This window comes from Paenibacillus sp. YPG26 (assembly GCF_023704175.1).
In the GTDB taxonomy this organism is placed as follows: domain Bacteria; phylum Bacillota; class Bacilli; order Paenibacillales; family Paenibacillaceae; genus Fontibacillus.
Map to the genome: position 1 here is coordinate 1219688 of NZ_CP084530.1, position 14145 is coordinate 1233832.

Below are 14145 nucleotides of genomic sequence, written 5' to 3' on the forward strand. Positions count from 1 at the left end.
GATGCAGCACTATTTACGGACAATCGTTATATAGATGATTCCGCGTTTAGAGGCAGCCTTGCCGGCTGGGCTGACCGCTGAGCCCATTTTACAGCTAGGGTTGTGGCTATAGCGGCCAAGACGATACCTCCGATCATGTCCGTGAACCAATGAATACCCATGTAGAAGATAGCAAATACAATAATAAAAGCACTCACACAGGCTGCAAGCGCCCATCGGCGATTGCCGGAACGAACGGCAAGAATAGCCATCGACACCGAAATAGACGTATGAAGGCTCGGGAAGCAGTTGTTAATCCCCGATAGTGGCCGGTAAGCCGCATCAAAATTAGGGAATACCTCATACATATAGAATTGTGCGCCTGAAGGAGCATAAGACCACACTTCATTAATAGGGAAGTACAGGTAGAAAGGGATGGCCACGAGATAATTTATAATTACTGTATAACATACCGCATGAACAAAAACCGTATTTTTGCCACTTGCATAAATGCCTAATGAAGCAATAAGAAGTGCCTGAAAAACAATAACATAAAAAAACGCGGTGACTTCAGTTATCCACTGGGCATGGAAGAATTGTTGAAAATGCTGTACAAAGTGTCCTTCTATCGCAAAAAACCAGGGAGTAAAATCGGTTGTTGCGCCCAAGGCAGCTTCCCATTTAAGCTCGAAACTGTTAACGAGCAGAACACCGAGCATCAAGGCAAACAAAATCAGGAATTTTCTGGACGTTAAAAGCTCTCGAATGAACGCGTAAGCTGCCACAAATGGATTCCTCGCGGAGCCAAACCAGATAAGCAGTATAGTCACACCTGCTGTGAACAGCGAAACGGTTGTCATGGAATGATAAAGCAAAGCTGATTTTTCCCCCTTATATTTAACACATTACATCAGTTTAACATATTTCGGGGGAATCAGAAATAACGTGGAATTTGTGTTACCTGCGTAAATTCACACCCATGACCCCTCCTGCCATTCCAATTAAAAATGCGGGGATTAATAAGATGAAATCGTTCAGAATAAGCTGGGAATCCAAGGCCAGGAAGCTGATAAGGAGTACAATAACACCGTACAGACAACCAACCAGCCCTCCTTGATACCAGCCCCTCCGGCCTGATCTTTTGCCGGCGGCAATTCCTCCGAACCCAATGGAAGCTGCATGAATCAGGTAGGTGTATACGGATAGGTTATCCTCCTGCATTTGGCCTAAATGAAGAAACAGAGACAGGATTAGTGCCCCAATCATCATCCACAAAAAACTGTACCAGAGGCCGGACACGGTCGGGTGAGAGATGCGAAACGGAAGCAAACGGCGCTTGTACTCCATGAATAGCTCCTCCTCAGCTCAAGCTTTGATATTCCATTCTATGGCCAAGCCTGTTCTGATATGACCATAGGGTTGGGTTATTTGATTTTTCTGTAAAATGCACCGCTATTTAATGAATTTGTGTCTGCATTAGCCGTAAGGGGACGGGAAGAATACATGTACTTGGAAATCCGAAATAATAAGCTGGATAGGGAGGAACAGATGTGCCTGCACAAGTTAAATATGCCTCGCTGCCTTTACCCCTGATTATGAATGGAAAAGTACTCGATAAGAACCTGGAACAAATCAGCCAAACACGCTTTTGGTTAAAAAACCAAATTCAATACCAAGGTCTGAAGCACTTTAAGGAAGTCGAGCTGTGCACGGTGGATCATAGAGGCAAAATGTATATTGTTACGGGTGAGTAAACACATTATTTCATTCAGCTCTATCAAGATGAGAATGTCATGCGAACCATCTGCCGATAAAAGGCACCCTCTGCAAATCACTGCGGTCGACAAGTCTGAGCAGAGCTACAAGGAGGAGATACAGGATCCCGCCGAGTACAGCGGATGCTGTGAATTTAAGCCAAATGTGAGAACCCAATGAGACTTGATGATAAATGAGGCTGACTGCTCCAGCCATAATGATCATGACTGCAGAGACTTTGAAGAAATCCAGCCAAGGCACATGATACTTAAGCGCAACAGCTACAGTACCCGCATGCAGAAGCGTCACGATAACAATGTTGACAATAATGGCTATGATGGCTCCATAGATGCCCAGCGCCGGATTCGATGCCAGATAGAGAATCAATCCAATTTTGACTACTGCACCGATTAAAGTATTTATTAAGGCCCTTCCAGGCTGATCTAGTGCTTGGAGAGCTGCCTGAAGCGGTCCCTGTAAATAAATAAGCAGCGCAAATGGAGCCATCAGCTTCAACATGCCAGCAATTTCGCTATTCTTATACAGCAATAGGCATAAGGGTTCAGCCATCACGTACATAATTACGGCAAAAGGAGCCCCCGATACCAAGGCCAGCTTGATGGATTGATGGAGCCTCTTGTGAATGGTCCGCATATCTCCGCGTGCTTGAGCTTCCGCAAGGGAAGGAACCAGGGACACCGACAGGGACGAAGTAATGGCTCCGGGAAGCAGTAGAAGCGGAATAATCATTCCTTGAAGCGCACCATACTGAGCCGTTGCAACAGCCGTAGCTATTCCGGCTATGGCAAGACTTTGCGCGGTGGTAATGGATTCAAGCAGGTAGGAGAGTGAGCCTACCAATCGCCCTCCGGTCACAGGCAAAGCTATGCCGAGGATCCGCCTTAATGTTCTCGGGACCGAGCCTGCATGCTGGGGAGGCCGAAGTTCTGTTGGAAGCCCTTCGTCCTTACTTCGTTCTTGAGACTTCAATCTTCTCATCTGCCACAGGAGCACCAGCATGCCAACAATTTCACCCGCTACGACCCCAAGCATGGCCCCGGCTGCTCCATAGGCCACACCCATTGGGAATAACAAATAGGAGAACCACAGTACACATAGAATTCGGGTTAGGGTCTCCATAATGGAGGAGGTCGCCGAAGGTATCATATTTTGCTTGCCCTGGAAATATCCCCGATAGACCGACGACACTGCGATAATTACGATCATTGGGCTCATACTGATAAAAGTATGATAGACCCGGCTGTCCGGCAGAAGGTTCCGGGTAATCCATGAGGCTCCGAACAGACACAAGAATGTGAATAAGAACCCAGCGCTTATCGAGAAAATAAGACTCGTCCGAAGTATGGCTCTGGATCTGTCCGGCTGCCCGGCCGACTCCGCTTCAGCTACAAGCTTACTTACCGCAAGTGGTATTCCACCCGAGATGATCGTGACTATAACCAGAAAGAATGGATATCCCAGCTGATACAAGCCCACACCTTCAGCGCCGATAATACGTGGTAGAATAATCCGGGGAATAAAGCCAAGAATACGATTGATCAGACCAGCCGCAAGAAGAATCATCGTCCCATGGATAAAAGATTGCTTGTTCACATTTCTCCCTCTTCCCCCATGTGTCATAGTCTAGATTTCAATACAGACATGCTCTAACTTAACCATATGCGGTACCTGTCCGGGTTCATGACACCGCTCTGTGAATCAGTGGCTCCGACGCATTTCGCGCTGAATCAGGATATGGCGAAATACCTGGACTTGTCAGGCAGGAATTAGTAAGATGAAGTGGAAAGTAATAGACATGAACTACAGAGATGTGGTTGAGAAGGAGGGACTCCCATGGGCGAAGACGATATCACCGAAGCGCAGCTGGTCCAGTCTATTGAGCAGCTTTGCCGGAGCAAAGCGGAGGAATTCCATTTGATTGGCTACGAGCACGTTACCCATACGGATATCTGGGATTGTATCAGTTCGAAATATGAGAAGACAGGAATACCGCCTCTTCACCAGCTTGTTAATGACATTATGTCACTGAAAGCGACACAGTTCATGAATTTTTTAACGCTTTCCGCCTATCGTGGATCCCGTTTTGATTAATGGGATTTTTTTTGTCCGGCAATATTTGATAAATTGACGGTCTTTTCCCACGTGCTATAATAGGAATATTGAGAATGAAAGGGGAACATAGAACGGGATGAAAAGAATCATCACATTCCTAGTCGTTGTGGTCGTGACCACTGCGGTTATGGTAGGGACAACCCCCAATTTGCTAAAAGACATTAATCTTGGTCTGGATTTAAAGGGAGGCTTCGAGATTCTGTATGAGGCTACACCGATTGAAGCCGGTGGCAAGGTTACGAAGGAAGCTTTGCAGGAGACCGCCAAGAGCATTGAGAAACGGGCAAATAAGCTCGGAACAAGTGAACCTGATGTTACTACGGAAGGGACGGACCGTATTCGTCTGAAAATGCCTGGTGTAACCGATGAGAAGGTTGTTCGCCAAAAGATGCAGGAACCTGCGACACTTACGTTCCGAAGCAAAGATGGAACAGAGAAGAACCCGGATCAATATAACAAAATTGAATTGTACGGGAATGAGTTCGCAGAGGGTGGTGCTTCCTATCATCCGGACCAGCTGAATCAATTTTATGAAGTCAGTATTAAAGTTAAAGATAAGTCGAAGCTCGCAAATATCACTACGCGTCTCCTAAATAAGGAGCTTGCGATCTTCATGGACGATACACTGCTCTATGCTCCTGTGGTACGAGCTGTGCTTTCCGACGGAACGGCCTCAATCAGCGGGAACTACACCAAGGACCAGGCCAAGGATTTGAGTGACAAGATTAATCTGGGCGCGTTGCCGCTTAAATTGACCGAGAAATATTCGCAAAGTGTAGGCGCTACGCTGGGTAAGCAGTCATTGCAGCAAACCCTGCAGGCAGGAATTATTGGGTCATTAATTATTTTGGCCTTTATGGTTCTGGTGTATCGAATCCCAGGATTGGTTGCCAGCTTCACACTGATCGTATATATTTGGCTGCTTATTGTCTTATTCTATTTTGCAGGTGTGACTCTGACGCTGCCGGGTATTGCCGCGTTTATCCTGGGTATAGGTATGGCAGTAGATGCCAACATCATTACTGACGAGCGGATCAAAGAAGAGCTTAGAAACGGCAAGAGCCTTCTGTCTGCGGTTAAGGCCGGCAGCAGAGTATCCTTCCGTACTGTTATGGATGCGCATGTAACCACCTTTATTGCAGCCGCGGTCATGTTCGGTCTGGGTACCGGCGCGGTTAAAGGCTTTGCATTTGTATTGATGCTCGATCTGATTGTCAGCGTAATTACGAACATTTACTTCTCCCGATATCTCCTGCATCTACTGGTTAAGGGGAACATTATCAAGAGCCCCAAAATGCTTGGTGTAAAGGAGAGTGAAATCAATGCGCTCTAAATGGAATTATGACTTTGTTAAAGCGAGCAAGTTTTTCTATATTTTTTCTATTGCGTTAACGATTGCGGGAATCATTAGCCTTGCCGTATTCAAGCTGAATTATGGGGTAGACTTCCGTTCGGGCTCCAACGTGGATGTGAAGATTACCAAGAATGTGACCAAAGAGGACATTGAGAAGGTGCTTATTGAGACCAAGCTTAATCAAAAGGATGTTCACATTACTCCCGGTACGGGACGTGTCAATATCCGGTTCCCTGAGGTGCTGACACCCAATCAGGAATCTGAGCTTAAAGCTGCTCTGATCAAAGATGTCGATAAGAACGCATCGGCAGAAGTTAACACGGTGGATCCTGAAATGGCCCGTGAGCTTCAGCGGAATGCGATTTACGCGGTATTGCTCGCAAGCTTAGGTATTATTGTATATGTCACAATCCGCTTTGAATGGCGGTTCGCGGTGGCCGCGATTGTTGCCCTGCTGCATGATGCGTTTCTGGTTATCAGCATATTCTCTATCCTCCGCTTGGAGGTTAACCTTACCTTTATCATTGCGGTCCTGACCATTGTAGGTTATTCCATCAATGATACTGTCGTAATATTTGACCGTGTTCGTGAAAATATGCGTTTTGCCAAAATTAAGACACATACCGATCTGCATGATGTCGTGAACAAGAGTATTTCACAGACTATGACGCGTTCAATCAATACAGTATTTACTGTATTCATTGCCTCTGTATGTTTGCTCATTTTTGGCAGCGAGTCGATCCGTATGTTCTCACTTGCCATGGTTATAGGACTTTTGTGCGGTGCGTATTCATCCATTTTTATCGCGAGCCCGCTATGGTATGTTCTTAAAGGCTTGCAGAAGAATGTTAAATCCAAACCGTCCAAAACAACGACTAATTAACTGATCCGCCAGAGCAATAGAGAAGGCCGCGTCTGCGTGTGACGCGGCCTTCTGCTCTCTCGCGGTCATGTCAGTGACCTTAGGAGGAGGATTTTATGACCAGCAAGTATAACGCTCATTCCGAAGCTGCTGCATGGACCGATATTATCAATAACTCTGTACTGGCTGTGTTGAAGGGCGTTGTGGGGCTGCTCTGTGATAGTAAAGCTTTGATAGGGGATGCGCTCTATTCCGCTTCCGAAGCGGCCGGAGGAGTATCCAGGAGTTTCCAGCTCCGCGGGTTCAAGGAACGAAGTGCTCAGGGCGAACGTGATAGGAAGTCACTTAAGGGCAGCGATCCACTTCTCACAATCTTATTCGTCGTCCTGCTGCTGATGGGTGTCTTGCAATTAGCCATCTCTGCCATCAGACAGATGTCTACTGGGAACGTAACCGCTCCGGATTATATAACTGGAGTGACAATAGTTATTGCAGTAGCCCTCAAAGAAGCGGTATTCCTGTATCAATACCGGCAGCTTAAGAAGGATGGTAAAGAACAGGAAGGGGCCTTTCTGGAGACCCGGCGTTTCTCGTTGTACTCTTCTATGGCTGTACTTATCGGAGTATTCGGGTCTATGGCCGGTGGCGCCCTGGAGATCGAAGGTCTGCTGTATCTGGATCCGGCTGCCGGACTCCTGATTGCCTGCTTCGTGTTGTGGCGGGCATACCGTATGGTTGTGACGTCACTCTATGGTTCGTTGGCACAAGAACTTCAGGATGAAGATGCAGCCAGTTTTGTAGAGACTGTACAAAGGGTGCATGGTGTAATTATGGTGCAAGCTCTTAGAGCACATGAGCAGGGGCACTACGTTAGAGTAGAAGCTGAAATATGCGTGAACCCCCGGATCACGGTTATAGAAGCAAAAGACATTGCTAACCGTGCCAGAGCTCTGCTGATGCATCGTTTCTCCCATATAAGTGACGTGGCTATCCACGTTGTTCCTTATGACCCGGTCTATCCATATAAGTCAAATCATGAGAATACCAATACAGACATGCCTACCTTGCTTCAATAGCAATCCCGGTTTGTTGTAAGGAGGGAGTTAGGATTTGATCAAGTCCAAATATAATTGGAAATGTCAGCAGTCAGAACGGCAAATGGCTGAGCAGCTAGCAAAGGATATGAACATATCGGTTGTTTTTGCTGAGCTGCTTGTTCGTCGTGGATTGGCAGATCCCGAGTCGGCAGACAAATTCATTCGCGGAAGCCTTGGTGAGCTGCATGATCCTTACCTGTTAAGCGGGATGAAAGCTGCTGTTCCGAGAATTCAGCGTGCTGTCGAGACAGGCGAGCATATTCTTATCTACGGGGATTATGACGCGGATGGCGTATCATCCACTTCGCTAATGATAAGATTAATGAGCCATTTGGGTGCATCGTACGAATATTACATTCCTCATCGGTCCAAAGAAGGGTACGGGCTGCACATTCATGCTATTGATGAGGCCAGGAAGAGCGGAGTATCCCTGATTATTACCGTGGACACCGGAGTAAGTGCTGTCGAACAAATTCGTCATGCAAATACACTGGGGATAGACGTGATTGTAACGGACCATCACGAGCCCCCGGCCGAGCTTCCCGAAGCCTATGCGCTGATTAACCCTAAGCTTCCAGCCTGTCCATATCCCTTTAAAGGACTGGCCGGTGTTGGAGTAGCGTACAAGCTGGCTTCTGCCCTTGTTCGGGAAGTGCCGGAAGATTGGCTGCAGTTAGTGGCTCTGGGAACTATTGCAGATCTGATGCCTCTGATCGACGAGAATCGTGTTCTGGTCAGCAGAGGGCTGCAGTCCATGACGGACCAGCCGATCATTGGGGCAGCCGCATTGCTTAGGGTAGCCGGAGGGAAAGAAAATACGGTTAACTCGACTACCGTAGGATTCAGCATGGCGCCTCGTATCAATGCGAGCGGCAGACTTAGTCATGCCAAGCGCGCAGTGCGCCTGCTCACCACGGAAGATCACGATGAAGCAGAGGAAATTGCAACCGAGCTGGATCTGCTGAATCGCGAACGTCAGCAGATGGTAGAGAAGATGGTACAGGAAGCTGCGGAGCGGTTGGACCAAGCAATCTCAACAGGTAAGAAGATTCCTGACGTTATTGTGATTGCGGGAGAGGGCTGGAATGTGGGTGTCGTAGGAATTGTCGCATCCAAAATTCTGGAGAGGTATTATCGTCCGACAATTATCCTTGGGATTAATCCTGAGACCGGGGAATGTAAGGGCTCTGCCCGTTCCATCCCTGGCTTTGACTTATATGAAGCCCTTATTGAATGTGCAGATCTTCTGGACCATTATGGAGGACATACAGCAGCAGCAGGAATGTCCTTGCATAGGGAGGCGCTGGAGGATTTTGAGCGGCGGCTGAATGATTATGCCGCAGCCATTTTGAATGAAGAGCATTTCGTTCCGGTGATTACAGCCGATCTGGAATGTACATTGAACGAGATTACGATTCCCTTAATAAGAGAATTGGAAGCCATGGCTCCTTTCGGTATGGATAATCCGTGCCCCCGCATGATTATAAAGGGAGCATCACTGGTTGAGAGCCGCAAGATGGGAAGAGAGAGCAATCATCTGAAGCTCAGCTTAAGGCAGAATGGTGCTGTTATAGAAGCGATAGCTTTTGGTAAAGGTTATCTTGCAGACTTTCTTACAGAAAGCGCGCGTATTGACCTTGTAGTTGAAGCCGGGATCAACGAGTGGAATGGTTCTGTCAAGCCTCAGTTGATGATACAGGATTTGGCTGTTTCTCATTTGCAGATCTTTGACTTCAGGTCGCCCTCCTCTCCACTCAGCATCATGGATGATTTCATGAAGAAGCTGGAAGGTCTGGGATCGGGGCAATCTGCGAGGGCCGCTGCTGTATGCAGGCAGCCTTCCGCCGAGCGATACCGAAGAAATTTGGTGGATTCCATGCTTTGGGTATATGATGAAGAGACTGGGGTAACTTATTCTTCCGGTAATTCAGATCATGATATAGATCATTCCTTGGTCACTAGTCTGTTCATGCTGGAGCTTCCGGAGACAGCGGAGCAGCTTGATTCCGTATTGACTTCATTCCCGCAGCTGGAGCGTGTTATATTAGTTCATGGACAACAGGACAAGCATGAACGGGTTGAGATTCCTACAAGAGACAGCTTCAAACAGGTATATGCCTTGATTCGTCAGGTATCATCTGCACCCGTGCCGGAGGAGCAGCTTCTGAGCCGCTTGGTTCATCAGACAGGAATGTCTAACCGAATGATTAGACTAACCCTTGAGGTATTTGAAGAGCTCCAATTCTTGAATAGAGATAACGGGAGAATTGTGCTTAATCCGACTCCGTCCAAACAGCCGCTGGAAAGCTCGCTTCGATATAGAAGGATAAGTTCAGTGGCTGAAATGGAACATATGCTGTTGCACGGACAAGTTGCTCAAGTGGCAGCATGGATGATAGCTAGAAATACCGGGGTATCCTGAATTAGACTGGTACAGGCTGCCTACACTTAAGATGTGTTAAGACTAGAAGGAGAGATTATAATGAATTTCAAAGATTACATCCGTGTGATACCCGATTTCCCACAGCCGGGGATCAGCTTCAAAGATATCACAACACTTCTGAACGACGGGGACAAATACCGTCAGGCCATTGATGAACTGAAGACCATGATCTCTCATATGAAGATTGATCTGATTGCGGGTCCCGAAGCTCGCGGCTTTGTGGTTGGCGCACCGCTTGCTTATGCTTTGGGTGTTGGTTTTGTGCCTATTCGCAAGAGCGGCAAGCTTCCTTCTGATACGATTGAGATCGAATATGATTTGGAGTATGGCAAAGACCGTCTGGCTATGCACAGCGATGCCATTAAGCCAGGTCAAAATGTACTGATTGCCGATGATCTGCTTGCAACAGGAGGTACGATCTCTACTTCTGTTCAGCTGGTTAAGCAGCTCGGAGGCAACATTGCCGGAGCCGCATTCCTGATCGAGCTTGCAGATCTGAACGGACGCGCGAAGCTGCCAGGTGTGGACATCGTTTCACTGGTTACCTATTAATCACTGGAAATAGACGGGATGACTTTCCCGGGAAATATTCATCCTTCGAGTTCATTCAACCGCTAAAGCGGTCAAGAAATAGAGCCCGTTACGAACAGAACATTCTGTTTGTAACGGGCTCTATTTCTATATCTATAGGGTTAACACTTAATGCTGGGCTTCTTGCTTGTCATTCGAGAGCCCCAGCACTTCAATGAGCTTGAAGAACAAGGCGAACAGGATCCCGACAATGGTGGCTAATGCCATTCCCTTCAATTCAACCGTACCGATGGTAAGCTTGGTGCCGCTAATTCCAATAACAAGGATTACGGTGGCAAGAATCATGTTGGTTGCTTTGGAGAAATCAACCTTTTGTTCCACGAAAATTCTAAGGCCTGACGCCGCAATTACACCGAAGAGAAGTAAGGATACCCCGCCCATAACAGGAGTAGGAATGTTGGCTATTACTGCCGAGAACTTGCCTGAGAAGGACAGCAGGATCGCGAAGATCGAGGCGCCTCCAATGACGTAGATGGAGTACACTTTTGTAAGGGCCATAACTCCAATATTCTCACCATAGGTTGTATTTGGAGTAGAGCCGACAAATCCCGATAAGACAGTTGAGATCCCGTTGCCGAACAGTGAACGATGAAGTCCCGGGTCTTTGGATAAGTCCTTGCCAACGATATTGCTGGTTACTAGAAGGTGTCCGATGTGCTCCACTATAACAACCAGGGCAACAGGAATAATCGTGATAATCGCCGACCAGTCCCATTGGGGAGTTGTGATTGTTGGAGAGGAGAACCAAGCAGCTTCGGTAATCTTCCCCGTATTTACCCTTCCTAATGAGTAAGCGAGCAAGTAACCTGCGATAATTCCGATCAGGATGTGAATAATCTTAGGGAAACCTCTGAACAAAACAGCCCCCAGAATAGTAATTCCCAAGGTTACGAGGGAAATGAGGATCGAAATCATGTCAGGTATCCAAGGCTTGGTTGGATCCGGATTAATAATTCCAGCCATGCCTGCTGCTACCGGAACAAGTTCAAGACCAATAATGGCCACGATGGCTCCCATCGCCGCAGGCGGGAACACTACATTGATCCAGGAGGTGCCCGCATATTTCACCAGAAGACCTACCAGGACGAATATAATCCCAGTAACAATAAAAGCACCCAAGGCCATACTGTACCCATTTCCAGGATGAGCTTTCAAGACAACAATTACAGGGGAGATAAAGGCAAAGCTTGATCCCAGATAGGCAGGGATTCTACCTTTACATATAAGGATGTACAGCAGAGTTCCGATCCCGTTCATGAGCAGGATCATCCCAGGATCCACTCCGAACAGATTTGGCACAAGCACCGTACTGCCGAACATGGCGAACAAATGCTGAAGGCTCAGTAAGATCCCGGGGCCAAAAGGCACTTTCTCATTTACTTGTATTTCGCGCTGCAAAATTAAAGTCACTCCTCTTTATTTAGCTTAAGCTTATAGGGAATCAACTAAAGAAATGAACGTGTGGATTCTGGGAACTGTATATATTGCTAAGAAACCAATCACGCAGTCTTTAGTCCAATCCGTATAGTCTGTGCATCTTTAATAGATTAATGACATCGTCGACATTTTACAACAACAAAAATCAAGAAAATCCTTTGTTTCTAGCAAATTACCTGCCGTATTGAAGGCTCAAGAGTTGACGTGGTACCTCCCAAGCGTCATAATTATAGAAAATAAAAATAGGGATACGGCTTCGTGAAGATGCGTATGCCTTGTTACCAGGAAAGGACACGAAAAGGATTCAATGGGCATTGAGCGATTACTCGAGAAGGCATCTGCCTACATTAACGAACAGGATATGATCTGTATCAGGGAAGCCTATGATTTCGCTGAACAAGCCCATCACGGACAAGTGCGGAAATCGGGTGAACCTTATATACTGCATCCGCTCGCGGTTGCAGAAATCGTCGTGGGCATGCAGATGGACTCCCTGTCCATTATCGCAGCCTTGCTTCATGACGTCGTGGAGGATACCACCGTATCCCTTAAGGAAATTAAGGAGAAGTTCGGCAGTGACTGTGCCATGCTCGTGGACGGCCTGACGAAGCTTGAACGAATCCGGTTCCAATCCAAGGAAGAACAGCAGAATGAGAACTACCGCAAAATGTTCATTGCGATGGCACAGGATATCCGGGTCATCGTTATTAAGCTTGCGGACCGGCTGCATAACATGCGGACGCTCAAATATCAGTCTGAGGAGAGCCAGCGCAGAATCGCCTATGAGACGCTGGAGATCTTTTGCCCGATTGCCCACAGACTCGGTATCTCTGCTATAAAATGGGAGATGGAGGATATTGCCTTAAGGTATCTGAATCCCCAGCAGTATTACCGCATCGCGAATCTGATGCACAAGAAGCGCGCCGAGCGTGAGGAATATATCGAGAACGTCATTTCTCGAATATCGGAGAAGCTGGCAGAGATGGGGATCTCGGCGGATCTGTCCGGCCGTCCCAAGCACCTGTACAGTGTCTATAAGAAAATGTCCACGAAAAACAAGCAGTTCAACGAGATATACGACCTGCTTGCGATTCGTATTATTGTAGATAATATCAAAGATTGTTACGCTACTTTGGGAATTATTCATACCTTGTGGAAGCCGATGCCTGGCAGGTTCAAGGATTATATCGCCATGCCAAAAGCGAACATGTACCAGTCACTCCATACTACGGTGGTTGGACCAACGGGAGAACCGACTGAAGTGCAGATTCGTACTTATGAAATGCATAGAACCGCTGAATTCGGTATCGCGGCTCACTGGGCTTACAAAGAGGGTTCGGACAATGCGGGTCCACAGAATAAAATGCCGTTCTTCAGAGAAATTCTTGAGCTTCAGCATGAAGCCAAAGATGCTTCCGAATTCGTAGAATCGCTCAAGATGGACTTCTTCTCGGATCTTGTCTTTGTATTTACCCCGCAGGGAGAAGTTATTGAGCTCCCCGCCGGGTCTGTGCCGCTCGATTTCGCTTACCGGATCCATACCGAGGTAGGGAACAGAACCATTGGAGCCAAGGTGAACAGCCGAATCGTTCCGCTTGACCACAAGCTGAAGACGGGAGACATTGTTGAAATCCTGACTTCCAAGCACTCTTACGGGCCGAGCCAGGATTGGCTCAAGATCGCCCAGTCTTCCCATGCGCGGAGTAAGATCAAGCAGTGGTTCAAAAAGGAGAAGCGGGAAGAGAACGTGGAGAAGGGACGGGAAGCGATCGAGCGTGAGCTCAAACGCGCAGGAGTTGATCCATCCCAGTACATGTCTGATGACAAGCTGATGGAGGCGGCCAAGAAATTTGCCTTCAACGATGTGGAAGACATGCTGTCGGCAGTTGGCTTCGGCGGCCTTACCGCCTCCCAGGTATGTACCAAGGTTACAGAGAAGCTCCGGAAGGAACAGGATGAGGCCGGTATTATTCAGTTGACCTCGGAAGTCAAGGAGATGAAGTCGCCTTCTGCCGAGAAGAAGCGGCCGACGAACGGGGTTACGGTTAAAGGGATTGATAACTTGCTTGTGCGGTTCGCCAGATGCTGTAATCCGGTTCCCGGTGATGATATTGTTGGTTATATTACACGCGGCCGCGGTGTCTCGGTTCACCGGACTGACTGCCCGAATATTCCTTCCCAGGAGGATGGGGAAGAAGCGGCAAGAGTCATTGAGGTGGAGTGGGAAGAATCCATTGAGGCCAACTACAGCGTGGATATTGAGATTACCGGACACAGCCGCCGTGGACTGCTAAATGAAGTGCTTCAGGCTGTCTCGGAGAGCAAGACGAATATGTCAGCCGTATCCGGACGTTCCGACAAGAACAAGATGGATTTGATTCACATGACGATTCTGATCCGCAATACAGAGCATTTACAGTCTGTAGTCGATAAAATCAAGCGGATCAAGGATGTTTATACCGTTCACCGGATTATGCAATAAAGGGGCAGCTTA

The 14145-nt window shown here is 47.5% G+C and carries 11 protein-coding genes and 1 pseudogene; 8 read left to right on the top strand and 4 right to left on the bottom strand.

All coding sequences use genetic code 11. The features are described 5' to 3' along the window. Positions 1 to 26: 26 nt before the first annotated feature. Both LDO05_RS05710 and LDO05_RS05715 read right to left on the bottom strand, forming a co-directional pair. On the bottom strand, positions 27 to 839 hold the full coding sequence (locus LDO05_RS05710; RefSeq protein ID WP_251377906.1) for a phosphatase PAP2 family protein: 813 nt from the start codon (positions 837 to 839) through the stop codon (positions 27 to 29). Between the two features lie 97 nt (positions 840 to 936). Then, positions 937 to 1326 carry a TIGR04086 family membrane protein gene (locus tag LDO05_RS05715; protein ID WP_251377907.1) on the bottom strand — a complete coding sequence of 130 codons (390 nt, stop codon included), beginning with the start codon at positions 1324 to 1326 and terminating at the stop codon, positions 937 to 939. Positions 1327 to 1547: 221 nt separating this feature from the next. Between LDO05_RS05715 and LDO05_RS05720 the strand changes: the two are divergent. Then, a pseudogene (locus LDO05_RS05720) lies at positions 1548 to 1733 on the top strand (YetF domain-containing protein); the annotation flags it as partial. A gap of 37 nt (positions 1734 to 1770) precedes the next feature. On the opposite strand, the gene spoVB reads toward LDO05_RS05720, so the two are convergent. After that, a complete protein-coding gene (gene spoVB / locus LDO05_RS05725) occupies positions 1771 to 3348 on the bottom strand; it encodes a stage V sporulation protein B (protein WP_251377908.1) in 1578 nt (525 codons plus the stop codon). A gap of 240 nt (positions 3349 to 3588) precedes the next feature. Here spoVB and LDO05_RS05730 point away from each other — a divergent pair, with 240 nt between their 5' ends. From LDO05_RS05730 to LDO05_RS05755, 6 genes are all read left to right on the top strand, one after another. Next, the gene (locus LDO05_RS05730) at positions 3589 to 3846 is read left to right on the top strand and encodes a post-transcriptional regulator (RefSeq protein ID WP_251377909.1); all 258 of its coding nucleotides are present in this window, start codon (positions 3589 to 3591) and stop codon (positions 3844 to 3846) included. A gap of 97 nt (positions 3847 to 3943) precedes the next feature. Then, on the top strand, positions 3944 to 5200 hold the full coding sequence (gene secD, locus LDO05_RS05735; RefSeq protein WP_251377910.1) for a protein translocase subunit SecD: 1257 nt from the start codon (positions 3944 to 3946) through the stop codon (positions 5198 to 5200). Continuing rightward, positions 5190 to 6104, top strand: a complete 915-nt coding sequence (gene secF / locus LDO05_RS05740) for a protein translocase subunit SecF (RefSeq protein ID WP_251377911.1) — start codon at positions 5190 to 5192, stop codon at positions 6102 to 6104. Before secD ends, secF begins: the two co-directional genes overlap by 11 nt. Before the next feature lie 95 nt (positions 6105 to 6199). Beyond that, positions 6200 to 7159 carry a cation diffusion facilitator family transporter gene (locus LDO05_RS05745; RefSeq protein WP_251377912.1) on the top strand — a complete coding sequence of 320 codons (960 nt, stop codon included), beginning with the start codon at positions 6200 to 6202 and terminating at the stop codon, positions 7157 to 7159. A gap of 34 nt (positions 7160 to 7193) precedes the next feature. Then, a complete protein-coding gene (recJ, locus tag LDO05_RS05750) occupies positions 7194 to 9602 on the top strand; it encodes a single-stranded-DNA-specific exonuclease RecJ (RefSeq protein WP_251377913.1) in 2409 nt (802 codons plus the stop codon). Between the two features lie 60 nt (positions 9603 to 9662). Continuing rightward, positions 9663 to 10175 carry an adenine phosphoribosyltransferase gene (locus LDO05_RS05755; protein ID WP_251377914.1) on the top strand — a complete coding sequence of 171 codons (513 nt, stop codon included), beginning with the start codon at positions 9663 to 9665 and terminating at the stop codon, positions 10173 to 10175. A 147-nt stretch (positions 10176 to 10322) separates the two neighbouring features. On the opposite strand, the gene uraA is transcribed toward LDO05_RS05755, so the two are convergent. Continuing rightward, on the bottom strand, positions 10323 to 11612 hold the full coding sequence (uraA, locus tag LDO05_RS05760; protein WP_251377915.1) for a uracil permease: 1290 nt from the start codon (positions 11610 to 11612) through the stop codon (positions 10323 to 10325). Positions 11613 to 11958: 346 nt separating this feature from the next. Between uraA and LDO05_RS05765 the strand changes: the two genes are divergently transcribed. Continuing rightward, the gene (locus LDO05_RS05765; RefSeq protein WP_251377916.1) at positions 11959 to 14133 is read left to right on the top strand and encodes a RelA/SpoT family protein; all 2175 of its coding nucleotides are present in this window, start codon (positions 11959 to 11961) and stop codon (positions 14131 to 14133) included. Positions 14134 to 14145 lie beyond the last annotated feature (12 nt).